Genomic DNA, 25056 nt, shown 5'->3' on the forward strand with positions numbered 1-25056 from the left:
AGGATAAACGAAGGATAATTACTGTATCAGTGATTGTTAAGCTCCCACCGACCTTAACTCGCTTTAAATATCATACAATAATCGTATTTCGTTTTATTGATCATCTCTTGATAAGTCAATTCGAATAGTTTGACCTAGAATACTTTCGCCTCTTAGGTCTTTTTCATTATCTAATTCTTCTACTGCCTTTGAATGGCTATTTTCAGAATCAAGCTGAGCTAACAATGAGTCAATTTCGTTATCCTCATCATTGACTAATTCACTCAATTCTTCTCGACTTAATGCCATGCTTGGGCGAGCAGGTTCAGGACTCACAGCTTCTTCAGGCAGTTCTGTTAATTCTACTTCTTCTGTTGGATAGTCTTCCACATCATATTCAGAAGATAAATCTTCTGCTTCATTAAAAGCAAATTCCTCATTGGATGATTGCTCTAACTCATTGACACGTTGTGAAACTTTATCATTGGTTGCACGGTAATCTAATGAGGCTTCCATTTTTTCTAAAATTGGATTTTCTTGGAATAAATGATTATATTTTTCATCATTGACATAATCTTGATAAGCATTTAACATCGATTGCAATTTATAACGGTAGTCAATTGCATACTGACGCAACTCCTCAGTACCAGAAATAATATCTGAAGAATGATTAGATGCTTTTTCCATTATTCGATCCGCTTCACGTTCAGCTTCAAAAAGAATCAATTCTGCTTCTTTTCTTGCATTTTGTTTTAAGCGTTCTGCTGCCTCATTTGCCACAACAATTGAGTTGTTCAAAGAATCTTGTAATTGGTTAAAGTAGTCAACTTTTTCTTGTAATGCATCAAGTTTTTGTTCATATTGATTATTTTCTTTAATTAGTCTTTCAAAGTCTGCAACAACTAAATCAAGGAAATCATTGACTTGTTCTTGGTCAAATCCTCTAAATTTTGTGTCAAACTCTTTATGTAAGATTTCATTGGGAGTCAATGCCATTAAAACACAACCTTTCTCAAAATATCTTCCTTCTCATTATAACACGTTAATTCAATATCGTTACTAAATTTCTAAGACATTTACGAGTAAACGAAAATTATCTTTTTTTGTGACACCTTCTACACTTTGAATCCAAAACCGACCAAACTTACGCACTGACACGATATCTTGTACACCGATTAAAGCGTCACCGCGTTCCATTTCCACAAAATTAACCTTAACGAGTCCAGCTGCAATTGAGTCCTTAGCCCGTTGTCTAGAAAAATTATAAACTTTCGAGATTAAAGCATCGAGTCTTAATGAACTCGATATAACGGTGACTGTTTGCCATGTCTCAATTGGAGTTAAAAGATCCCCCTTATCCATCGGTTCAAGTTTAACTCCTACGTTACCAATCTTAGTCACTTGTTGAATCAAAAAATCTTCCATTGTTTGATCAACTAAAATATGCCATCGTTCTCCGTCGGTAATTATATCACCAATTCGGTCTCTTTCAATACCTGTGGAAATTAAAGTACCTAAAATTCTTCCGTGAGTAATATTGGCAAATTTAACAGGAAAATTTAGATTTAGAGCTGAAACTTTAAAATCATCATAAGTCGGTTCGAAATAGTTTGGATATAGACAGGCTCTTTTCCGTTCAGCATCATCATAACCACCATCAAAAGCTAAATCAATATCTTCATTTGTATTAACCAGTTGCGTCACAATCAATGCTTCTCTGGGGGTTAGGAAATTACTTATATAGGGCGTATAACGATTTTCTACTTGCTGCATCCAGCTAAATACTTGATCAATAAAGGCTGCTTCTTCTCGACGATAATGTTGATAAACAGTCTCATTCATATAATCCCCTCAAATAAATATACTAAAAATCATTATCAACCCTCTTTGAGCTAATTGTAAGCCCAAAATAGCAAATATGACGTTAAAACTAATACCTCCAAGAGGCGGTATATAGCGGTCAAATATATCTAAATAAGGTTGACTGATTCTTGTGATAAATTGTCCAAGTGAACTTTCACGTCCACCAGGAAACCAGCTTAATAAAGCATAAATAGCTAAAACTAATTGATATAAATCTAATAGTCTCAACAATAACGATAGAATCCCTGTCATATTATTCTCCTCTACTCATTGTTATCTCTTATATTTTACTACAAAACAGCAATAAGAGGAAACACTATCTGTGTTTCCTCACGATTTAAGCTATTTAATTAATTGCGATGACGTTTTCTAAAGAATGGTGGCGTATCTAATTCATCCTCATTATTGTTTGGATCAATGTTACGTTTTGAACTTTCGTCAGCAGGTCTTTCAAAAGTTCTTTGAGGAACAGATTCATTACCAGTTGGTGAAACATCACGTGTATTTTGCTCACGTTTAATGTCCCAATCACTAAATAAATCACGTTCAGGTTCTTCAACGCTTCTTCTTGGAGAAGTTTGTTGTTGCTCACTTCTATTAGATTCCGCTGGTTGTTGAGTGTTTGAAGCTGATGGGTTAGAAAATGATGTTCTAGGTTGACGTGCTTGTGGCTTACTATTACGTTCAGCTTTTTCGCTCTCAATACCTGTTGCGATAACAGTAACAACAACTTCGTCCCCTAAACTTTCATTAATAGACGTTCCTAAAATAATATTTACTTCGCTAGTTGAAGCTGATGCAATGATTTCACTTGCATCCTGTGCTTCGTAAAGACTTAGGTCAGCCCCACCTGAAATATTAAGTAAGATTTGCTCGGCGCCATCAATTGAAACTTCAAGTAATGGTGAAGAAATTGCTTTCTTAGTCGCTTCAGCTGTGCGGTTTTCACCTGAGGCAACACCAATACCCATTAATGCAGTTCCTTGATCTTTCATAACGGTTTTAACGTCAGCAAAGTCTAAGTTAACATAGCCTGGTGCGGTAATTAAATCTGAAATACCTTGTACACCTTGTCTTAAAACATTATCCGCTTCGCTGAACGCTTCAAGCATAGGTGTTTTACGGTCTACGATTTCTAATAGACGGTTATTAGAAATAACTACTAAGGTATCCACATTCTCTTTTAAGTTTTTTAATCCTTCGGCTGCAAAGCGACCACGTTTTGGTCCTTCAAAAGTAAATGGACGTGTGACAACACCAACTGTCAAAGCGCCTAATTCTTTAGCAATACGTGCAACAATTGGAGCTGCTCCAGTTCCTGTTCCGCCTCCCATACCGGCAGTAACGAAAACCAAGTCTGCGCCTTCTAAGACATTGCGTAATTGCTCTTCACTTTCTTCTGCTGCCTTAACTCCTATTTCAGGCAAGGATCCTGCTCCAAGACCTTTAGTCACTTTTGGTCCTAATTGTATTTTTGTTTCAGCTTTTGAACCGTTTAATGCTTGGGTATCTGTATTGGCAACAATAAATTCAACACCTTGAACTTCGTCCGTAATCATACGGTTAACTGCGTTACCACCGGCGCCACCAACACCAATTACTTTAATAACTGCGCCTTCATGGTTCATAGTTGCATCAAATGATAATTCCATCGATGTGTTCTCCTCCTGTTATGTACTTTAATTAATCGAAAAACGTATTAAAAAATGAACGGACTTTAGACGTAATACTTGATGAATTTTCATCATATGCCTCTGTTTCATCTGTTGATTGATAATCAGCTTCCTCATAATAGATTGAATCATCATAATCGCGATTCGTTGAACTTGATGGTTCAACTTGATGATAATCATTATAGCGTGTTTCTGTGTCACGTGTTTGCGATAGTTGTTGTCTTGATTGTTGTGTAGCTTGTGAAGGTCTCGTTTGAGTGACTTCACTTGGGCGATTACTACTAGACACCGGGCGACTGGATGACTGTTCCGCTCTTCGGTAAGTACCTTGTGCAATACGATGAATTTCATCTAAATTAGCTACATAATCAATCATTCCCATGCTGGTTGTAAAAATAGGGTTTCTCATTCCCATCTGTGCTGGGATAAAGATACGAACTTTGTCTCCGAAATATTTTTGACTTAATTCGAGTACTCCGGGTAAGGAAGCGGCCCCTCCAGTCAGAACAAATCCTCCCGGTAAGTCCAAGGCATCAACTGCCTCTAAATCTTCATATACATTCTCAAAAATCTGTACTAAACGAGCCTCTATGATTTCTGATAAGTATTTTTCATCGACACGGACAGGTTCTTTACGTCCTACTGTTTCTACTGGGAAATATTCATCTTCAGATGTTTCTGTTGAAATCGCATAGCCATATTCTCTTTTGATACGCTCAGCACTATCTAAAGAAGTGTTTAAGATCAGTGAAATATCTTTGGTAACAAAGTCGCCACCTTCTTGATCGACATATGAATATTTTAATTGATTGTCATAAATAACGGAAGCACTTGTTTGGCCGCCACCCATATCAATTACAACCGTTCCAAACGTACGTTCGTCTTGTGATAAAGCAACAGATGCAATCGCTTGAGGTTGAAGCACAAGTTCATTAATACGCAACCCTGCTTTTTCAACACAGCGCTTAATATTATGAATTATCGTTTTCGGTCCTGTTAATAATTGAGCATACAATTCTAATCGTACACCAATCATTCCTCTTGGATCTCGAATACCATTAAAACCATCTACAATAAATTCTTCTGGAATAATTGAGATAATTTCACGTTCTGGTGGAATTGAACGAACTTTTGCAGCAGAGATAACATTATCAACGTCTCTTGCTGTGATTTCACGGTTTTCGCTAGAAACAGCAATCATCCCATGACATTCTTCAATCATTAATTTATTACTTGGTATGCCAACTGCAACCTCATTAATTTTTACACTCGCTTTACGTTCAGCTTGCGCAATCGCTTGTTGAATGGAATAGACTGTTTCATCTATATCAACAATCACACCACGGCTCAGCCCACGTGATTTTTCATTCCCAACACCGATGATATTTACTTGTCCGTTAATATGTTCTGCAACGACAACTTTAATCGATGTCGTTCCAATATCTAAACTAACAAATATTTCTGGTTTTCTCATTCAGGAATTAACTCCCTTCCTCATTCGAAAAATATAATGAGATGACTATTATCTATATTATACTTTTCTACAATATTATCACAAACTAGCCTTTTAATGAAGAAAAATTGCAAAGTGTAATCATTTATTAATTTGCTCTATTCATTTATTGGTTATCTAGTTTTATACTGCTTTGATTTGCTGCTGTTGGAACAAAATAAGCTCCAACTTCTAAATTAATTACTCCAGTAGTATCGCCAATTTGTTCTAGCATACTTGGATAATGATTAATTTTTTGGGCGAAAGTAACAATAATTGCATATACAATATTCCCATCTTTCATCATTACTTCAATCCCGTTTGGTTTATTTGGATCATTTGACGGTTGAATCGTATCAATCATAGCTAGAACATTTGGCTCCACTTGACTTAAAATTCGACTTAATTCTGTTACTTGTTTATCTTGTGTAAAATTAAGGAGTTGAGGAAGTACAGTTGTATTAACAGATTCAAATTGTTCTGAATTCATACCACTAATCGTTTGACCATTTTCTAAAACAAATTGTCTGTCACTAGCTTCACCTGCCGTAGCAACTAAGTGATGCTCATTGACTACTATTTCTAACTGTCTCCAATTATCTCTTTTAAAAACAATACTTTCAATAATTGGAAAATGATTAACTAGTTTTGACTCAATTCTTTCTTTTTGCGAAACAACTTCATCAACTGAATCAAAATTCCGAATAGCGGTCACGGCTGCTAATTGATTCGATTCAACAAATTGATTGCCTGAAAACACAAGCTGATTAACCATATGAAAAGGTGTTAATTGCCATCCTGCCACTAACATGGTAAAGAAAATAAGCACAACGACTGATAGTAATTTCAACTGACCTTTAGGTAATTGACTCAATTGTGAATTATGGCTGTTTAATAATCGGTTTTGCCATTGATAATACCACTTTTTTAACGGTTGATTTTCATAAGGGCTGTCATAATCTGCATAAGTATTAGGCGTTTGGCTTGGATATTCTCCTCCATATCGATTATCAGCTGACCTTGTGCTATCCCAGCTATAATAATCACTATATTGGTAAATCTTTTTTGGTAGACGTTGACGATTGTTATTAGGACTTTTTCTTCTGATATTACTGCTAGGACTTTCTTCTTGTACTTCTTTTTCTTCATCAATTCGATAATTCCCGCTATAACTTAGCTCGTGACTGTAATCTCTCGTATCTTGATCATATGAAGTCCCTTCGCTATCAGCTTGATTTATTCGATAATTTGGCATGCCATCACCTCCCATTCAGGGTGACATCTTTAAATTAAAATCTCGATTTCTTTCACTAATAAATCAGCAGCATTTGGCATTCCTAGTTGTTTAGCCTGTTCTGCCATATGCTCAAGACGTGAAGGGTTCATTATTAACCCTTCCACTTGATTATATAACTTTTCAGCAGTTATTTCTTCTTCTTTTATCATAATTGCAGCTTGATGGTTAACTAATGCTAGTGCATTTTTTTCTTGATGATTATCTGTTACATATGGACTTGGAATCAAGATGCTTGGAATTCCTAAAGCAGTAAGTTCCGTTAAAGTAGTTGCACCACTTCGACAAACGACTAAATCGATGACTGAAAAAAGTTCTGGCATATTTTCAATATATGGCAATACTTTAACGTTTTGACCTAATAGCCTAAGCAGGTCTGCCTGGTTTTCCACTAACTCATCATAATGACTCTGTCCTGTTGCAATAATCACTTGATATTTTCCACCCTCAAACATGGGTATAGCATCTAAAGCTGCTCTATTAATCGCGGGTGCCCCACGACTTCCACCAAAAATCAACACTGTTGGCAAGTTAGGGTCTAAATCAAATTGTTGATAAACGGCATCTTTATCGGCTTCAATTTGAATCACTTCTTGAGCGCGAGGATTACCTGTGTACCGAATTTTAGTTGGATATTTACTAAAATCTTTTTCCACATCTTTGAAACAAGTCGCAATAATATCCACATTACGTGCTAAAAATTTATTTGTTAAGCCGGCGACACTATTTTGTTCATGGATAATTGTAGGAATTCCCATATTCGATGCAGCCAGTAGTACAGGTGCACAAACATAGCCGCCTGTCCCAATAACAACTTCTGGTTGAAATCTTTCAAGAATTTTTTTGGCACGTCGGGTACTCGTTAACATATACCAGCCGACCTTGATATTTTCTAAAGACAGACTTCTTCTAATTCCTTGAATTTTAATACTTTCAAAGGCAATACCAGCATTGGGGACAATCTTTGACTCGAGTCCTGTTTCCGTCCCTATATAGAGAACTTCTAAATCTGGATATTTCTCTTTCAGAACGTTAATCAGTGCTAAAGCAGGATATATATGACCTCCTGTCCCACCACCAGAAACAGCAATACGTTTTAATTGGTTCAATAGATTCACACTCCTATTTATAAGGGAATTGCTTAATAAGCTGGTTCACGGTTTGAATAAACAAATCGCCACGAATTTCAAAGTTTTTAAATTGATCCCAGCTAGCACAAGCAGGTGAAAATAAGATTTTATCGCCTGCAGTCGCCGTATGATAAGCAGCGGTTGTTGCTGCTTCTAAATCATCAAACAGCTCAATTGTAGGAACGCCTGCTTTTGCAAAACTTTCACGCATCTTCTCTTTCGTCTCTCCATATAAATAAGCAGACTTCACATTGTCTAAATAAGGGATTAAATCATCAAATGTATTGCCTCGATCCAAGCCTCCACCAATATAAACAATTGGTTCTGAAAAGCTCTTTAAAGCTGTAGTCGTTGCCGTCATGTTTGTAGCCTTTGAATCATTGTAAAAGACACGATTATTAGACTTTGCAATAGGTTGAATTCTATGTGGCATACCTTGGTAATTTTCAATGGTTTCATTAATGATTTCATTAGGGATTTCTTTAATTTTCGCAACCGCAATAGCTGCTAAAATGTTTTCTAAATTATGCTTGCCCGGAATATGGATATCCTCTATGTCGATGATTTTTTCTCCTTGATAATATAAAGAAGAATTTTCTAAGTAAGCACCATTTTCTTTTATTTCAACTGTTACATTTTCGACAGCAAAAGGTATTTTTTTCGCTTTATTTCTAGCTATCAAATCAAAAAGAAATACTTGGTCGGCATTGTAGACTAAATATTCATTAGATGTTAGATTTTGAATTAATTGCATTTTTGCTGCAATATAAGCTTTCTTAGTCCCGTGATAATCTAGATGGGAATCGTAGATATTGGTTAGGACTGCAATAGCAGGTTTAAACTTTTGTGTTCCATTGAGTTGAAAACTAGATAACTCGATCACAATATCATCTTGATCCGTTGCTTTTTCAATTACATCAAGCGCAGGAATACCGATGTTTCCCGCTAAGAAAACATGTTTTGCGTGGAAATGATGTAAAATATCATAAATAAGTTTTGTAGTGGTCGTCTTTCCATTACTACCAGTAATCCCTATAAAAGGCGCTGCACTAAACCAATAAGCTAATTCAACATCCGTAATGATTTGAATGCCTCGTTCAACCGCCTCTGTAACAAACGGAATGTGGTATGGAATGCCAGGGTTCTTAATAATAAAGTCAAAATTTTCATCTAATAATCCAATCGGATGCTCACCTGTAACAAAACGAACACCTTTTTCAATAAACAAAGGAACCGACGGGTCTTCTTCAAGATCCCCTCGGTCATTAACAGTTACAATTGCTCCTTGCTCAAGCAAAAAATTGGTAACACTTTTACCTGTCAAGGCATAGCCAAGCACTAATATTTTTTTACCACTTAAATTAATTGTCTCTAACATGCTATTATCCTTTCAAGAGCACTGTTGGTTTTCTTAATATATCGCAAAATAGACTAAAGCTGCGATAAGTCCTACAAGCCAAAAAATTGTAACAACTTTAGTTTCAGACCAACCACTCATCTCAAAGTGATGGTGTATAGGTGACATTTTAAAAATTCGCTTATTACGTAACTTAAAGGATGTCACTTGAAGTATAACACTGGCTGTTTCTATAACAAAAACAACACCGATAATCAACAAACTCCATGGGTTATTTAATAGAATTGAAATAACAGCTAGACCTGCACCTAAAGCTAATGAGCCAACATCACCCATAAATATCTTAGCTGGCTTCTTATTATAAAATAAAAATCCTAACAATGCACCTACAATGACAAAACATGCCATGGCAACTGTTTTATTACCTTCTAAAATTGCTAAGTAAAAATAGGCACTATAAGCAATAATACTTAGCCCAGTTGCTAGTCCATCTAAACCATCCGATAAATTAACAGCATTTGAAAAACCTGTAATCCAAATAAAAGCAAAAAGAGCGACTAAGATAGGATTGGTTAGATTAAACCATCCAAATGGAATGTGGAAACTAACTTGAGAAAATGCACCTACGGCTATAACAATAGCAGAAAAAACTAATTGTATAATAAATTTTTGGCTAGCCGTCAATCCTTCGTTTTGTTTTTTAAAAATACTAATAAAGTCATCGACAAAACCAATGCTGCCAAAAAGCAAGAATGTTAACACAATCATCCATAAATGCCCATTTAAATGGTTTAAGAAATAGCCGGTTCCTAAAATGGTGACAATAATACTGAATACAAAGACAGTACCACCCATTGTAGGTGTCCCGGTTTTCACTTCATGCCAAGTTGGACCTTCTTCTCGTGTTTTTTGACCAATTTTTTTATAGTTAAAATAACCAATAAAAAACGGCATAATTGAAACTGTTATGGCAAAAGCAACAGCAAATGAAAGAACGATTTCCATAAATTATCCTGGCTCCTTTAAATTAAATCTTGATTCATTAAAGCATTAATTGTTGCTTGAACAGTTTCAGCTTCATTATACGGGATATTTTCATTACCGATTATTTGGTAAGATTCTCCACCTTTACCAGCAAACAAAATAATATCATCTTCTTTTGCTTCCAGTATGGCATGTTTAATTGCTTCTTGACGGTCTTCAATAACAATATATGGTTTTTCATCATGATCTTGAACAAGTTCGCTACAAATTTTAGCAATCGGCTCAAAACGTGGGTTATCAGCCGTTAAAATAATATAATCGGCATATTTAAACAGTATATCACCTATTTCAGGACGAGCTTCACTGTCTCGATTCCCACCACTATGTCCAAATAGAATCATCAAGCGTCTTTTTTTCTTGCGCGTTAATTCTTTTAAGACGTGTTCAATTGCATCTGGAGTATGAGCAAAATCAACAATAGCTGTGAATTCTTGACCACGATTAATAGCTTGCATGCGGCCAGAAACACCTTTAAATAATTGAGTTGCTTCGACAACTTCCTCAGCTGAAAACTGATAATAAGTTACCAGACATAAGAAGGCTGCTAAATAATTTGAAATATTATATTCGCCTAGCATAGGTAATTGCACGGTATATTCTTTATTTTTATATTTAAACGAAAATTGGATACTGCCAACACCCGCATGATAATCAGTCATGTAAACCGTTGCAGTTGGATCGTTTAAACTATAGCTAACAATATTAGCTGCTGTTGCCTGTGCCATTATTTTAGAATGTACATCATCCTTATTTATTATTGCTAAACGTGGTTTGCCATTGACAAATCTTTGCCCTAGTTGAGCAAACAATAAGCTTTTAGCATAAGTATATGCTTCCATAGTTTTATGGAAATCAAGATGCTCACGCGTAATATTTGTAAAGATAGCACAATCGATATCTGTATACCATAAACGACCCAATGCCAATGCATGTGAGGAAGCCTCGATAATAGCATCTTGCACGTCCGATTCAACCATTTCATTAAATAAGGACTGTAAAGTTAAAGCATCCGGAGTGGTATTAACCGCAGGGTATATTTTTTGATCGACCTTGTAATGAATCGTTCCAATTAAGCCTGTTTTACGATCCAAAACATTTAATAAATCACTAATAATAGTTGAAGTAGTTGTTTTTCCATTCGTTCCAGTTACCGCTACAACATTCATTTTTGTAGAGGGTTCCCCGTAAAATTGATTCGCTAAAATAGCCTGTGCTCGAAAGGTTGACGGTACAATAACAAAACAAGCATCCAGCTCCGACCATTTTTCATCCCATTTTTCAACAATTAGTAAACGTACACCTTTAGAGATAACATCTTCAACAGCTTGATGTCCATCAAAGTTTTCACCTTTTATGGCGATAAAACAAGCATTTGAGACAGACTTACGGGAATCATTCACTAATCGATCAATATCCGACAAGCTATCGAGATCTTGCCCATAAACTTGATAGTCTCCTAACACTTGAATTAATTGTGTAGCTAACATAAAAGTACCAACTTTCTATTGATTGATTAATGAATATTCTACTATAGGATGGAATATTTGCGATAGTATTTGTGAACCATTTAATCCATTATTTTGTGCAGGTTGCTGCATGGATAAATATACCATATATTTTGGATCTTCGGCGGGATAAAAGGCAACAACTGAGTGGTAGTAATCATTAGGACCTGTTAAGTAACCGCCGTTTTCTGAGTCTGCAATCTCAGCAGTACCAGTTTTTGCAGCAATACGTACTTCTGAATTATAGAAAGGTCGCGCAGTTCCCGAAGGATGTTCTACCGTTAGAACCATTGAATCTAATACATAGCGGGCGGTTTCCGCTGATATTTTTTGACCTAAGGATTGTTTTTGATAAGCCATGTCACTTTCATTGCCCATATGGTCAATGTATTGAATTTTCAGCATTTCACCATTATTTCCAATGGTTGAATAAGCTTGGAGTAACTGCATAGGTGTAGCTGATATGGATTGGCCAAATCCAGACATATATTTTGAAACGGGGTTATCAAACTGTAAGTAACCTGACGATTCATTTGGTAAGCCCGATTCGGTTGATTGCCCAAAACCAAAATCTTCTAAAATAGAAATCCATCTGTCTAAGCCGATACGGTCTACCAAATGGACCATCCCCACATTGGATGAATGGATGAGTGCTTCTTGGAAAGTAATATCTCCCCAACCATATAAATTATAATCACTAACCTTTTGGTCATAAACATTGATTGAACCAGAAGCAAAGGTTTCATCTTCACTATAAAGACCCAATTCCTTTGCCATCGCTAATACTAGGATTTTTATCGTCGAACCAGGCTCATCACTTTCTTGCACTAAAAAATTTCGCCATTCTGCTTCTATTCCTTCACGCGTTGACAGATGGAATGACGGACGCTGACTCGCTGCGACTAATTTTCCCGTATCCAACTCCACCAAATAGGCATTTAACTCTTTAGGCAAGTATTTTTTATAAACTTGATCCATCAAATCTTCTAAATAGTTTTGAATACGACTTTCCAATGTTAAATAAATATCTTCGCCTAATAAAGTATCCGAAATGATACCTTCGGCTTGTTGTGCCTCAAATTGTTTTAAACTACTTAGTTGGTCATCAAAAGCAGCTTCGATTCCAATTCGGCCTTCTAAAATAGTGGCTTGATGATTATTCGTCTCTTCAGTAGGCAATGCATAGCCGATTAAGTGTGAAGCAAATACATCGTTGATATATTGACGTTTGGTTGAGCTGACTAATACAATCCCTGGTAAATTTTCTGCTTCGATGGCTTCTTTTACTTGTGGACTTAAGTTAACTCCAGCCGTTCCAAATTCAACTTGATCCGCTTCAAAATTCAATAAAATCTCTAAAATTTCATCACGACTTAAATCTAAATATTTTGCCAATGTTGCAGCTGTCAGATCAACATCCTCAACAACATCATCACTCCAACTGCTTCTTAAGACAGCATAAATAGAATAAGAAGTAGCATCCAATGCTATCGGTTGTCCACTTGAATCAAAAATGGTCCCTCTTTTTGCATTGGTAATACTACTTCTATTATGATCTAGCGTTTGCCCATAGCTGACTAAATCGACTCCATTTGACTGTTTAGCAAGTGATAACTGTCCAAATCGGATAATTAATGCTAACAATGCAAGTATGGCAAATAAAGCCAATAAGAGAATATTACGATTCTCTTTAGAGTTTCTAATTTTCATTATTCTCCGACATTCCTAACTCTTGATTTTTCAAGCTGCATCCCTTCTTTTTCAGCAACTTGCTTAATTATATCATAATCATATTGTTCAGCAATTTCATTGACTATAATTTTTGTTTCTAACTGAACTTCTGCTGTATGATTTTGATATTCTAAAGAAGCATCGATCATAGGCTCAGTCTGATATTGAATAACAAGATTTAAGCATAAACATACGAAACAAATCAGGAAAACTATACCAATGATTAATTTATCGAATAGAGATAAGAACGAATGGCTAGTAGCAGCATAACGATCAGCATCTTGGTTACTATTCGGTATATGTTCATACGTATCAGTCGGTTCGACTTGAAGATTAGCTTCCCAATATATGTCCTCAGACTGTTCTGATTGGACATAATAATTAGATGATGCTTTTCTGAAAGGCTCAGCCATTTGCTCACTCCTTTAACACTTATTGAATAAATCGACGTTCGATGATTCTTAACTTAGCACTACGTGATCGATTATTATTTTCTAATTCCATTTCACTTGCGGTAATTGGTTTTCGATTTACCAATTGATAATCCGCATGTACTGCATCAGGTAAAACAGGTAAATTAGGCGGTAATTCCGGTAATTCACTCACTTGTTTAAATAATTGCTTGACTAACCTATCCTCAAGCGAATGAAAAGATATTACCGCAAGACGTCCTTCAACTTTTAACAAATTTAAACTTTGTTCAAGCGCATCCTCAACCGCCCCAAGTTCATCATTAACCGCAATGCGAATTGCTTGAAAAGTACGTTTGGCAGGATGCCCGCCTGTTCTACGCGTTGCGGCCGGAATAGCTGACTTAATAATTTCAGCTAATTCTGTCGTCGTTTCAATTTCTTTATCAGCACGATATTTTTCAATTGAACGAGCAATTCGCTTCGCAAATTTCTCCTCGCCATAACGGTAAATGATTCGAACCAAATCCTCATAGGACCATTTGTTAACGACTTCTTTTGCATCAAGTGTCTGCCTTTGATCCATCCGCATATCTAATGGTGCTTCTTGATGATATGAAAAACCACGCTCAGCTTGATCAAGCTGAGGCGAAGAAACCCCAAGATCAAAATAAATCCCATCTAGATATGATACTTGGTGTTTCCTTAACTCCTCGGTAATATTTCGAAAATTGTTATGAATTAATGTAATTTGACCTTTTTCAATCGCTTCTTCTAAAACAACTTCTGCATTTTGAATCGCTTGTATATCTTGGTCGAATGCATAAATATGCCCTTTGTCTGTCAACTGACTTAATAAATATTGTGTATGCCCAGCCCCACCTAGCGTACAATCCACATACGTTCCGTTAGGATTTATTTCTAATCCATCAATCGTTTCTTTAAGCAAAACTGTTTCATGGTTAAATTGCAACGATAGAGCCTCCTTCATTAAAACCCAAAATCAATCATTTCTTCTGCAATATCTTCAAAATTCTCTTCTGCTTTTGTCGCAAAATCACCCCATCGTTCGCTACTCCAAATTTCGATACGATCAGAAACACCAATGACATGACATTCCTTATCTATATCAGCGTAATCAATGAGGGTCTGTGGCAAATTAATTCGTCCTTGTTTATCAATTTCTACTTCAGTGGCAGCTGAATAAAAGAAACGAGTAAACGAACGTGCATCTTTTTTGGCTAATGGTAATTGCTTTAATTTTTCTTGTAATACTTCCCAACTGCTCATAGGGTAACCAAACAAACAGCCATCTAATCCACGCGTCACAATAAATTGTGAGCCTAGATCAAAACGAAACTTAGCCGGTATGATTAGTCGGCCTTTTGTGTCAATATTATGTTGATATTCTCCAATTAGCACGACAATCCTCCTCAGTCTAAGTTATCCATAGTCTACCACATCCCACCACTTTCTACCACCAAAAATAGAAAATCCCATAAAAAAAAGCTGCTAAAAAAATTAGCAGCTCTGATAAAGATTGATAGATTAACATTTAAATTGCAAATTAAAAAGTGGGGACTTTTTCCATCATTTAAGAGAAAATCAAGCGAAAATATTCATAAAAGCGAAGGATGATTAATCCGACTAAAAATGCAAATAAAGAAGAAAAAATAATTTTTGCAAATTTTAAATAATATTTTTGATAAGTAAATTCATCAATCACTAATATATACTGATATAAATGGACAGCAACGACAAATGTTGATAAAAAAATTGCAAAGGGAATGATATTTAGTTGGAATAAAATTCGACCGAAACATTGGATCATGACAAGTATCGAAGGTATAAACAGTATGGAATAAGAAATTGGCCATCCTGGAAAATAAAGTAAATAATCTTTAAAAAAATAATCAACAATAAAAAATAAGGCAATTGGATACAAATACAAAAGTATTTCCCCCATACTAAACGGTGTCATTCATTCCCCCCTATCATTTAATAAGTTTATATTTTAATAATAAGCTATTTATAGCAAAAAAGGTAGACAAAGCAAAATCGAAGATATTTCCTTCAATTGAACTAAGTGTCTACCCTCTATATATTAAAATTCAAAAAAATTAAAAATATGTCGCCATGTATCTTGATTGAGAACTTCCCAAAAATTTCCGTCCCCAACAACTGAATAACCGATAAACAGGCCAATAACAAAAAACAACACCAAAAGTAATAATATGAGAATAATTTTCCCTATTACTTTTAATATATTTAAAAATACAGATTCTTTTAAATAATCATCATGTTCCATGTTATTTCTCCTGTTTCAAAATAAAACTTCTATTGATTATCCTAATAATCGGCGTTTCAATCGTTTAAAGAATTGTGTAAAACGATTTGTTTTCGCTTGACTCGTATGCTTACGCTCAAGCTTACCACTTAAAATCAAATCAAGCATTAAACCTGTACCAATCGCGACACAAGTCATGGGTTGATCCGCTTTTAGGACACTAACATTTAAATAATCCGTCAAAAACGTATCGATATGATAAATCATAGCCCCACCACCTGTAATGATGATACCTTGCTCAATAATATCGGATGCAATTTCAGGCGGAATATCTTCCAGAACGGTTTTCGCTAGACGCGCAATCGTTATTAAGTGGTGTTCGATCGCTTCAAATATATGATTTGAATTAACATTGATTGAACGAGGTAAGCCCGTTACAAGATCCCGTCCTTTTACGACAGCATATTCTAACTCAGCTTCATCTAAATGAATCGCTGATGACAATTTAATTTTAATTTGTTCCGCTGACCGTTCTCCAATTAATAATTGGAAATTGTCTTTAAAGTATTGAATAATCGTCGCATCTAAATCATCACCAGCAATTTTAATGGATTCACTATGTAAAATATCAGCTGATGAAAGGACTGCAATATCAGTCGTTCCCCCACCTAAATCAATTACCATACTCCCACGGGGACTAAGTAAATCAACACCAGCACCGACGGCAGCAATTTTTGGTTCTTCTTCAATAAATATATTTCCGCCAGTTGCACGTTCTGCCGCTTCTACCAGTGACGTTTGTTCAATTTCACTAATATTCGAAGGGCAACAAATTAAAATATTCGATTTTGAAAACCATGAGCGTGTATTTATTTTTTCTAGAAATAAGACGAGCAATACTTCTGCTAAGTCAAAATCAGCAATAACGCCGCCTTTTAAAGGGCGAACAACTTCAATAGAAGCTGGAGTACGGCCGACCATTTCATATGCATCTTTTCCTATAGCTATAACTTCTTGTGTTTTCCGATCAATGGCCAAGATTGATGGTTCATTTAAAACAACACCATGTCCTTTTAAATGGACCAAAATGTTGGCGGTCCCTAAATCAATCCCGATATCCTTACTCATAGTCTTTCACATTTTCTTATTCAAACTTACGCAAAGAGTGGATGTGTTTTTGAGGAAGGGTTGATTGATTTAGACTCTACCGGTTGAATGTTTACACGTTCTACATCCGCACCTAAAGCTGCTAATTTTTCATGGAAACGATAATATCCTCTATCTAAGTTCTTTAATTCAGATACGCGTGTTAAGCCTTTAGCACATAAGCCTGCAATAATTAAAGCTGCTGCCGCACGTAAGTCTGTTGCTTTAACACTTGCTCCTGAAAATTCAGTTGGTCCATACATCACAATATTTTGACGATCAATGGTAAATTTTGCACCCATACGACGTAATTCTTCAAAATGCATAAAGCGATTTTCAAAAACTGTTTCAGTCAAAGCACTTGTCCCTTGTGCTAATAGTTGTGCGATGGACATTTGTGCTTGTATATCCGTTGGAAATCCTGGATATGGTAAAGTTTTAATATCTGTCGGTAGTAATTTCTCAGGCCCTACAACACGAATACCATTATCATATTCAGTAATCTCAACACCCATTTCAGTTAACTTACTGATTAAAGGCTTGTTATGTTCAGCAATGGCACCTTCTACAAAGACATCACCTTGAGTAACGGCTGCAGCAACCATAAAAGTACCTGCTTCGATCCGATCACTAATGATGGCATGTTCTGTACCATGTAATGATTTTACACCGGTAATTCTAATAGTTTCTGTTCCTGCACCAACAACTTTAGCTCCCATTTTGTTTAAAAAGTTCGCTAAGTCTACAATTTCAGGTTCTCTTGCTACGTTTTCTAAGATTGTTACACCTTCAGCTAAGGTTGCTGCCATCATAATATTTTCAGTCGCACCTACACTTGGGAAATCTAAATAGATCTTAGCACCTTTTAATTTGTCTGCACGTGCTTCTACATATCCAGCAGCACTGGTAATTTCAGCCCCAAGAGCTTCAAAGCCTTTTAAATGTAAATCAATTGGTCGTGTACCAATAGCACAGCCACCAGGCATAGCAACTTTAGCATGTCCAAAGCGAGCCAGTAATGGTCCCATGACAACGATTGATGCACGCATTTTACTAACAAAATCATAGTCAGCAATGGTTAATACATCTTCAGTCGCATCAACTTCAACTGTTTTTTCTGCTTCATCAAAGCTATTTCTTACATTAATTTGATTTAATAATTCATTAATTGTATGTACATCCGATAAGATGGGTACATTCGTTAAACGTGTTACCCCAGTTTCTGCTAAAATTGTCGCTGCTAAAATCGGTAATACGGCATTCTTCGCGCCTTCAACTTTAACGACACCTTCTAAACGATTACCACCTTGTACGATAATCTCTTCCATATTCAATTAATCCCCTTTTTAATAACCTTATCGTTTTGGAGTGGACGATAAGTTGAAAATTCATATTTTATTTTATAAAAATAATGTGAACAAAATATCACGTAATATTTCCATAATTGTCAAAAAAAATGAACCTACGAGGTGTCCTACCGCCACGCTTATAAAGACACATAAATAGCGTGCTACATAATAGTTTCTTTTAGTAAATAATTTCTGCCAATTAATTTTTACTAACATTTGGTAGGAAAGAAAAATGAATAATACACGCACGATTAGTACTGCCATACCATATAAAACTGTCGCCATATTATTCCACCTTTCGAGTTCTCAACTATAATAACATAATTTTGGTACGAGTTAAATCAAATTTCCTTTAAAAAGATTTCAATGGGACTTTAAACCGATGACAAATGACACAATTGTTTCATTCAACACACAATTTGATGATGTTGTAAGCGAGAAAAAAATAAATAACTTTTATTCTTTAAGAATTTGATAAATTTATTGAAAAGAAAAATCTCATTTCATATTTCAAATAGATAATCTGTTAAAACAAAATTTTGTTAATAATTCTGCAATCTAATATTCAGATAATACATAACTTCATTGACATTCATTTTGTATCTTAATTGGTATTTATATAACTAAAAAGATAATTATTAACATATATAAACAAAATATTTATTAAAATCAACACTTTATATAAAAACAAAAGGTGCTATAGTAAGTAAAAAAGATGAGGAGGTTCTTATGCTCGTTTTTTTCTCAAATTTGCACTTTCAATTACTAATCCCCCCGCCTTACTCAAATCGTTCAATTCTAATGGAAGTTTCTAGCCTAGAAAAAGTTTTTTCAGATAATCCGATACAATTTTTAGAGCAGTACTGGCATACAGATTGTCATCTCTTATTAGAACTCTATTTACGTGGTTTTATTCTTGAAACAAACGAAAGAGATAGTTGCATGCATTGGGAATACATTTTTATCAACAAAAACGATCAAAGGAAAACCATCAGTCAGTCAATTTGTAAGTATTTATTTCGAAAACACCCTATCTACAAGCTTCTTAATAATCAACCTAATTCATTCTTCAAGTACGTCCCTTTGCAACAACTCCACAAATTAATGAAAAGTAATGATTACGATATTTTAAAAACGATTATTAGTAAAGATGCTTTTGTACTGTCTTCTTTGGAATTACCTCATCAAGCACTTATCCAAAAGACCTTTTTACGTGACAACTATTTTAATTTAAAACTTCCTTCGCAAACACTTCAGTTTTTATTTAACAATGGTATATTTTACTACGAAGATTTAGTCCTCTTAGACAAAACTTTCCTCCATAACTTACCTAAATTAGGTCCGGTTAAATTGTCAAGTTTCGCCCAACAATACCAAATTGTTTTCAATTGTTCTCTTAGAATAAGCTAAAGGGCAAAAAAATATCCAAAGCATGCCTTGGATACTTTGAGGGCGTCTAAGATTATGCTTTGGATATTTATTTGTATGGATTTAATTTTTACGTTCTTTACTCACCGTAATTAAGTTGATGGCGCGTTTTAATTGAATCTTAGCACGGTTAAATTCTTTGGTATTGTGTTGATGTAGCGCTGACTGCATCGCCGCTTCTGCTTCTTGCTTGGCTAATTCAGCTTTGGCTTCATCGATATCGCGTGATCGAATCGCAAAACTCGTTGCAATTTCCAAGCGATTATTATTGAAGTTTAAGATACCACCATTGATGGCAATATAATCAACGGTCTCTTCCTCATCTAAACGTGTGACACGGATGGCTGAGGTATCTAGTGAAGCTACAATAGGCATATGGTTGGCTAAAATACTCATGCCGCCTTCTGGTGTATGTACATTACAACTTTTAGAGCGGTGATTGTATATTTCTCCATCAGGTGAATAGACAACGACTTGGATATAAGAGCTTGTTGTTTCTTCCATAAGGCTAACTTCCTTCCTCGTGTCTTAGTTGCTGTCCGTATGACTATCAGGATTAAGCTGACGTTCTTTTTCTAGGACCATATCAATAGAGCCCACATTTCGAAAAGCTTCTTCAGAAATATGATCGTATTTACCTTGGATGATTCCTTCAAAACCAGATAAGGTTTCTTCTATGGTTACAAACGATCCCGGTATACCTGTAAAAGCTTCGGCAACATGGAAATTTTGGGATAAGAAAAATTGGATGCGACGCGCACGTTTCACAATCCCTTTTTCTTCATCACTTAATTCATCCATCCCTAAAATGGCAATAATATCTTGTAATTCGCGGTAACGTTGTAAGATTAATTGCACTTCACGTGCAATATTATAATGTCTTGTCCCAACAATTTCTTCACTTAAAGCTGAAGATGACGAAGCAAGTGGGTCTACAGCTGGATAAATCCCCTGCTCTGCAATCCGTCTCTCCAAATTTGTTGTCGCATCTAAATGAGCAAAAGTTGTTGCAGGCGCAGGGTCTGTATAGTCATCTGCTGGTACATAGACGGCTTGAATAGAAGTGATTGAACCATGTTTTGTCGATGTAATCCGCTCTTGCATAGACCCCATTTCACTGGCTAAAGTTGGTTGATAACCGACTGCCGAAGGCATTCTACCTAGTAAGGCTGAAACTTCTGAACCCGCTTGTGTAAAACGGTAAATATTATCAATAAATAATAATACATCTTGATTTAGGACATCACGGAAATATTCTGCCATGGTCAAACCAGATAAGACAACCCGCATTCTTGCTCCAGGAGGCTCGTTCATTTGACCAAATACCATGGCGGTACGTTTGTTAACTCCAGATTCACGCATTTCAAAAACAAGGTCGTTACCTTCTCGTGTTCTTTCTCCAACACCAGTAAAAACTGAGATACCGCCTAATTGTTCTGCAATATTATGGATTAATTCTTGGATAAGAACTGTTTTCCCAACTCCCGCTCCTCCAAAAAGCCCAATTTTACCCCCTTTAAGATAAGGAGCTAGCAAATCAATCACTTTAATACCTGTTTCTAACACTTCAAAAGTACTACTTAAATCTTCATAAACAGGTGGTTTACGGTGAATACCCCAGCGTTTTGTATCGTTATCTTTTAATGGAGGCATGTCATCAATTGAATCCCCTAAAACATTAAATACACGACCTAGTGTTTCTTCACCAACAGGGACAGAAATGGATTCGCCTTTATCAACCACTTTCATTCCTCTGGCTAAACCGTCTGTTGATTCCATGGCGATCGTTCTAACAACACCTTCCCCAAGATCTAATGCGACTTCTAAGGTGACTGTATTATCGGTTGAATCTAATAAGTTTTCGTTGTCTTTTGTTGTTTCATTTGTTCGATGGACAACCAAGGCATGATGAATATCCGGAACACCACCCTCGATTGGAAAAATAACATCGACAACGGGGCCAATCACTTGAGATACTTGTCCGATTCGCATCATCTATTACCTTCTTCCTATTTATTATTTAGTGCGTTTGCACCATTAATGATTTCTAAAATTTCATCAGTTACTCTAACTTGACGCTCTTGATTATATTGTTGTTTTAAATCATCGATCATATCTTGAGCATTATCTGTCGCACTCTTCATTGCATTCATACGACTAGCGTGTTCAGCTGTTTTGGCATCTATAATTGCCGCGAATATTTGACTTTCTGCATATTGTGGTAATAAAATATCTAACACATCGGCTTGTGACGGTTCAATTAATACGGCACTCTTTGTTGTTGTAACAGCTAAGTCATCCGCCATATCAACTTCACTTAAAGGTAAAATTTGATCGGCACGAAATTGGCTTTTTAAGGCACTGACATGGTGGTTATAACAAACATAAAGCGCATCAAAGACTTGATTTCTAAATAAGTCAATGGCTTTACGCATAATTAATTGAACTTCTGTAAAACTTGGTGTGTCTGATAAATCTTGTTGTTCAAAAACAACTTCATAACCTTGTTCGCGACAATATTTAGCAATAGGTTCGCCAATTGCCAAAACAACAACTTCTTCTTTACTCCTATGATCCCGTTCCAACATTTCTTCCATCGAACGAATAACAGAGCTATTGTAGCCTCCTGCTAGACCTTTATCTGAAGAAATAACTAAATACCCTATCCTTTTAAGTGGACGTTCAATCAAAAAATCATGAAAATCGACAAAATTGGCTTCATCCACATCCATCGGCACACCATCGTCCAGTAAATCAAATTGATATTTAGCAATACGGGCTACCATTCGTCTTAAGACTTGAGAATAAGTTGTATAATTTTTTGCGACCGTCACAAGCTTATGATATTTCGCAGCAGAGACCATTTGCATAGCACGTGTAATTTGAGCCGTTTTAGAAGTAGAATCCATACGTTTTTTCAATTCATTTAATGACATCTTCTACCTTCTTTCAATCTATTGGCATGCTTATCTGATCGAAAAACTTTCCAAGAAGGACTCGATAATACCATCGAGTAGTTCTTTATCTGGTAAATTATGACTCGCTTTTATGTCACTTAAAACCACTTCATATTGTCTTTCCATATAAGCATAAAATTGTTGTTCAAAATCACCGATTGCTTTGACTGGGATTTGATCAAGAAAACCAGCATTCAAAGCATAAAAAAGTACCGCTTGTTTTTCAACCGCTATCGGTTTATGTAAGGCTTGTTTTAAAACTTCAACCGTTCTTTTACCACGATTTAAGCGTTGTTGAGTTGAAGCATCTAAGTCAGATCCAAAGGATGAAAAAGCTTCTAGTTCACGATATGAAGCTAAATCCATACGCAATGTACCTGAGACTTGTTTGATTGCTTTAATTTGTGCCGCTCCACCCACACGTGAAACAGATAAACCTGCATTAATAGCAGGTCGAATCCCCGAAAAAAACAAATCTGATTCAAGGAATATTTGCCCATCCGTAATCGAAATTACATTAGTTGGAATATAAGCTGAAATATCTCCGGCTTGGGTTTCAACAATCGGTAAAGCAGTCATCGAACCGCCACCCATCGCATCGCTTAATTTACCGGCACGTTCCAGTAAACGAGAGTGTAAATAAAAGACATCTCCAGGATAAGCTTCACGACCTGGTGGACGTTTTAATAGTAAACTCATTTCACGGTAGGCTGCAGCTTGTTTTGATAAATCATCATAAATAATTAATACATGTTTGCCGTTATACATAAAGTATTCGCCCATAGCAGTAGCTGCATAAGGTGCTAAATACAATAATGGTGCAGGTTGAGCAGCATTAGCTGTCATAACAATGGTGTAATCCATTGCACCATGTAAATTTAAAGTACTGACGATATTTTTTACCGTTGATTCTTTTTGACCAATAGCAACGTAAATACAAATCACGTCATCATCTTTTTGACTTAAAATTGTATCAATTGCTAAACTTGTTTTACCCGTTTTGCGATCGCCGATAATCAATTCACGTTGACCACGACCAATTGGAACTAAAGCATCGATGGCCTTAATCCCTGTTTGTAATGGTTGTTTAACACTTTGACGTTCCATAATACTTGGCGCTTCAAATTCAATTGGACGCGTTTGGCTAGTTTTTAATTTACCAAGTCCATCAATGGGATTACCTAAAGGACCGACTACACGTCCTAATAAGTCATCTCCAACAGGTACTTCCATAATTTTTCCTAATCGGCGAACAAGATCACCTTCGTGAATGTCCACATACTCACCAAAGATAATAATCCCTACATCTTGGCTTTCTAAATTTTGAATCATCCCTCTTGTACCATTGGCAAACTCAACCATTTCGCCTGCCATAACATTATCTAAACCAGTTGCTCGAGCAATACCGTCACCAATATATGTTACAGTACCAATTTCCTCGAAGATATCATTCGTTTGGAATTGGCGAATTTGTTGAAGAATATTTGATTCTAAATGATTTGTATTCACTACAATTCCTCCTCTATGATTGGATTCCGGCTTAAATAATCTTTTAATTCACGTAATGTTTTTTGTCCACTTACTTCGTAATAAAAGCTTTCACTTTGTAGGCGAATACCTGAAATTAATTTTTGGTCCACTACTGTCTTAATTTGACGTAAACGTGTTCCCGTTTTTTCTAAATATTTATTCACGATTTTTGCTTTATCTTCATTTGTTAAAGGAAAAGCACTTGTAATCGTCAGACTCTCAGCCGCTTTGTTTGTAGCTTGTTGTGGTAATTGTTGATTAATATTTTTGAGTAGTTCATCCTCGTAGGAAACTTTACGTCCTTCATTCTCTACGGCAGTAGAAGTTGTAGAGATAGTTTCAGATTCTTCTCTCATGCGGTTATCTGTCATGATAAATCATCCATTTCTTGAATAAAATCCTCAATTAGATTTTGATGGTCTGTTGCATTGATTTCACGTTTAATAATTTTTTCCGCAATTTCAATCGCTATATTCGTAATCTCCGACTTCATATTCCCCATTGTTTGTTGTCTTTCACGTTCCATATCCGCTTTAGCGGCAGTTTTCAATTGAACAACATTCGCTTTGGCTTCTTCCATCATGTTGTCTTGAATCTGTAGGCTTTGTTGTTTGGCTTGCAAAACAATTTTGGCAGCTTCATTTTCAGCATTTTTCAATATTTTTTGCGCTTCTAATTTAGCTTCTTGAGCAGAAGCGCGTTCTGTCGACGCTTTACTTAAGTCAGCATTGATTGTTTCACGTCTAGCTTCTAATATATTCATCAAAGGGCCCCAGGCTACTTTTTTAACAATAACAAGTAGTATAACGAAAGCCACTAAGGTGATAATGGTGTTTCCTAAAGCTGTATTATGATTGGCTGTAAGTAACAAGTAACTCATT

At 35.8% G+C, this 25056-nt stretch carries 25 protein-coding genes and 1 pseudogene; 1 reads left to right on the top strand and 25 read right to left on the bottom strand.

Features of this window, described 5'->3' with window-relative positions:
• Nucleotides 1-93: 93 nt before the first annotated feature.
• The 19 genes and pseudogenes from ACTQ54_RS03590 to ACTQ54_RS03680 form a co-directional block, all read right to left on the bottom strand.
• Nucleotides 94-975 carry a DivIVA domain-containing protein gene (locus ACTQ54_RS03590; RefSeq protein WP_441754750.1) on the bottom strand — a complete coding sequence of 294 codons (882 nt, stop codon included), beginning with the start codon at nucleotides 973-975 and terminating at the stop codon, nucleotides 94-96.
• Between the two features lie 63 nt (nucleotides 976-1038).
• On the bottom strand, nucleotides 1039-1821 hold the full coding sequence (locus tag ACTQ54_RS03595; RefSeq protein WP_441754752.1) for an RNA-binding protein: 783 nt from the start codon (nucleotides 1819-1821) through the stop codon (nucleotides 1039-1041).
• A 9-nt stretch (nucleotides 1822-1830) separates the two neighbouring features.
• Nucleotides 1831-2094 carry a YggT family protein gene (locus ACTQ54_RS03600; protein WP_441754754.1) on the bottom strand — a complete coding sequence of 88 codons (264 nt, stop codon included), beginning with the start codon at nucleotides 2092-2094 and terminating at the stop codon, nucleotides 1831-1833.
• A 200-nt stretch (nucleotides 2095-2294) separates the two neighbouring features.
• Nucleotides 2295-3494 (bottom strand): annotated as a pseudogene (gene ftsZ, locus ACTQ54_RS03605) (cell division protein FtsZ); the annotation flags it as partial.
• 31 nt (nucleotides 3495-3525) lie between these two features.
• A complete protein-coding gene (ftsA, locus tag ACTQ54_RS03610; protein ID WP_441754756.1) occupies nucleotides 3526-4989 on the bottom strand; it encodes a cell division protein FtsA in 1464 nt (487 codons plus the stop codon).
• A 145-nt stretch (nucleotides 4990-5134) separates the two neighbouring features.
• Nucleotides 5135-6262, bottom strand: coding sequence for a cell division protein FtsQ/DivIB (locus ACTQ54_RS03615; RefSeq protein ID WP_441754758.1), 1128 nt, complete (start codon nucleotides 6260-6262; stop codon nucleotides 5135-5137).
• A 29-nt stretch (nucleotides 6263-6291) separates the two neighbouring features.
• Nucleotides 6292-7419, bottom strand: coding sequence for an undecaprenyldiphospho-muramoylpentapeptide beta-N-acetylglucosaminyltransferase (gene murG / locus ACTQ54_RS03620; protein WP_441754760.1), 1128 nt, complete (start codon nucleotides 7417-7419; stop codon nucleotides 6292-6294).
• Nucleotides 7420-7423: 4 nt separating this feature from the next.
• Nucleotides 7424-8809 (bottom strand): UDP-N-acetylmuramoyl-L-alanine--D-glutamate ligase, encoded by a 1386-nt coding sequence (murD, locus tag ACTQ54_RS03625; protein ID WP_441754762.1) that lies wholly within the window; start codon nucleotides 8807-8809, stop codon nucleotides 7424-7426.
• A gap of 33 nt (nucleotides 8810-8842) precedes the next feature.
• Entirely contained in the window at nucleotides 8843-9793 is a 951-nt protein-coding gene (gene mraY, locus ACTQ54_RS03630; protein WP_441754764.1) for a phospho-N-acetylmuramoyl-pentapeptide-transferase, read from the bottom strand.
• Nucleotides 9794-9810: 17 nt separating this feature from the next.
• Nucleotides 9811-11319 (bottom strand): UDP-N-acetylmuramoyl-L-alanyl-D-glutamate--2,6-diaminopimelate ligase, encoded by a 1509-nt coding sequence (locus tag ACTQ54_RS03635; RefSeq protein WP_441754766.1) that lies wholly within the window; start codon nucleotides 11317-11319, stop codon nucleotides 9811-9813.
• Nucleotides 11320-11334: 15 nt separating this feature from the next.
• On the bottom strand, nucleotides 11335-13047 hold the full coding sequence (locus ACTQ54_RS03640; protein ID WP_441754767.1) for a peptidoglycan D,D-transpeptidase FtsI family protein: 1713 nt from the start codon (nucleotides 13045-13047) through the stop codon (nucleotides 11335-11337).
• Entirely contained in the window at nucleotides 13047-13481 is a 435-nt protein-coding gene (locus ACTQ54_RS03645) for a hypothetical protein (RefSeq protein ID WP_441754769.1), read from the bottom strand. Before ACTQ54_RS03645 ends, ACTQ54_RS03640 begins: the two co-directional genes overlap by 1 nt.
• Before the next feature lie 19 nt (nucleotides 13482-13500).
• The gene (gene rsmH / locus ACTQ54_RS03650) at nucleotides 13501-14469 is read right to left on the bottom strand and encodes a 16S rRNA (cytosine(1402)-N(4))-methyltransferase RsmH (RefSeq protein WP_441754771.1); all 969 of its coding nucleotides are present in this window, start codon (nucleotides 14467-14469) and stop codon (nucleotides 13501-13503) included.
• Nucleotides 14469-14900 carry a division/cell wall cluster transcriptional repressor MraZ gene (gene mraZ / locus ACTQ54_RS03655; protein WP_441754773.1) on the bottom strand — a complete coding sequence of 144 codons (432 nt, stop codon included), beginning with the start codon at nucleotides 14898-14900 and terminating at the stop codon, nucleotides 14469-14471. The genes rsmH and mraZ overlap by 1 nt, the downstream gene beginning before the upstream one ends.
• Before the next feature lie 172 nt (nucleotides 14901-15072).
• Nucleotides 15073-15459: a hypothetical protein gene (locus ACTQ54_RS03660; protein ID WP_441754775.1), complete on the bottom strand. Its 387-nt coding sequence runs from the start codon at nucleotides 15457-15459 to the stop codon at nucleotides 15073-15075.
• A 123-nt stretch (nucleotides 15460-15582) separates the two neighbouring features.
• Nucleotides 15583-15786 carry a DNA-directed RNA polymerase subunit beta gene (locus ACTQ54_RS03665; protein ID WP_441754777.1) on the bottom strand — a complete coding sequence of 68 codons (204 nt, stop codon included), beginning with the start codon at nucleotides 15784-15786 and terminating at the stop codon, nucleotides 15583-15585.
• Nucleotides 15787-15822: 36 nt separating this feature from the next.
• Nucleotides 15823-16893 (bottom strand): rod shape-determining protein, encoded by a 1071-nt coding sequence (locus ACTQ54_RS03670; protein ID WP_441754779.1) that lies wholly within the window; start codon nucleotides 16891-16893, stop codon nucleotides 15823-15825.
• Nucleotides 16894-16919: 26 nt separating this feature from the next.
• On the bottom strand, nucleotides 16920-18239 hold the full coding sequence (murA, locus tag ACTQ54_RS03675) for a UDP-N-acetylglucosamine 1-carboxyvinyltransferase (protein WP_441754781.1): 1320 nt from the start codon (nucleotides 18237-18239) through the stop codon (nucleotides 16920-16922).
• A gap of 72 nt (nucleotides 18240-18311) precedes the next feature.
• Nucleotides 18312-18545 carry a DUF1146 family protein gene (locus ACTQ54_RS03680; RefSeq protein WP_441754783.1) on the bottom strand — a complete coding sequence of 78 codons (234 nt, stop codon included), beginning with the start codon at nucleotides 18543-18545 and terminating at the stop codon, nucleotides 18312-18314.
• Between the two features lie 444 nt (nucleotides 18546-18989).
• Between ACTQ54_RS03680 and ACTQ54_RS03685 the strand changes: the two genes are divergently transcribed.
• The gene (locus tag ACTQ54_RS03685) at nucleotides 18990-19670 is read left to right on the top strand and encodes a hypothetical protein (protein ID WP_441754785.1); all 681 of its coding nucleotides are present in this window, start codon (nucleotides 18990-18992) and stop codon (nucleotides 19668-19670) included.
• A gap of 81 nt (nucleotides 19671-19751) precedes the next feature.
• Here the strand turns inward: ACTQ54_RS03685 and atpC are convergent, their stop codons facing one another.
• The 6 genes from atpC to atpF are packed head-to-tail and all read right to left on the bottom strand — an operon-like array spanning nucleotide 19752 to nucleotide 25055.
• A complete protein-coding gene (gene atpC / locus ACTQ54_RS03690; protein ID WP_441754787.1) occupies nucleotides 19752-20192 on the bottom strand; it encodes an ATP synthase F1 subunit epsilon in 441 nt (146 codons plus the stop codon).
• A 24-nt stretch (nucleotides 20193-20216) separates the two neighbouring features.
• Nucleotides 20217-21680 (bottom strand): F0F1 ATP synthase subunit beta, encoded by a 1464-nt coding sequence (atpD, locus tag ACTQ54_RS03695; protein WP_441754883.1) that lies wholly within the window; start codon nucleotides 21678-21680, stop codon nucleotides 20217-20219.
• Nucleotides 21681-21697: 17 nt separating this feature from the next.
• On the bottom strand, nucleotides 21698-22624 hold the full coding sequence (gene atpG, locus ACTQ54_RS03700) for an ATP synthase F1 subunit gamma (protein ID WP_441754789.1): 927 nt from the start codon (nucleotides 22622-22624) through the stop codon (nucleotides 21698-21700).
• Nucleotides 22625-22654: 30 nt separating this feature from the next.
• Nucleotides 22655-24127, bottom strand: a complete 1473-nt coding sequence (atpA, locus tag ACTQ54_RS03705) for a F0F1 ATP synthase subunit alpha (RefSeq protein WP_441754884.1) — start codon at nucleotides 24125-24127, stop codon at nucleotides 22655-22657.
• Between the two features lie 26 nt (nucleotides 24128-24153).
• Nucleotides 24154-24546 (bottom strand): F0F1 ATP synthase subunit delta, encoded by a 393-nt coding sequence (locus tag ACTQ54_RS03710; RefSeq protein WP_441754791.1) that lies wholly within the window; start codon nucleotides 24544-24546, stop codon nucleotides 24154-24156.
• Nucleotides 24543-25055: a F0F1 ATP synthase subunit B gene (gene atpF / locus ACTQ54_RS03715; protein WP_441754794.1), complete on the bottom strand. Its 513-nt coding sequence runs from the start codon at nucleotides 25053-25055 to the stop codon at nucleotides 24543-24545. The genes ACTQ54_RS03710 and atpF overlap by 4 nt, the downstream gene beginning before the upstream one ends.
• Between the last annotated feature and the right edge of the window lies 1 nt (nucleotide 25056).

Origin of the sequence: Fundicoccus sp. Sow4_H7 (assembly GCF_052115865.1) — a bacterium.
Classification (GTDB): Bacteria; Bacillota; Bacilli; order Lactobacillales; family Aerococcaceae; genus Fundicoccus_A.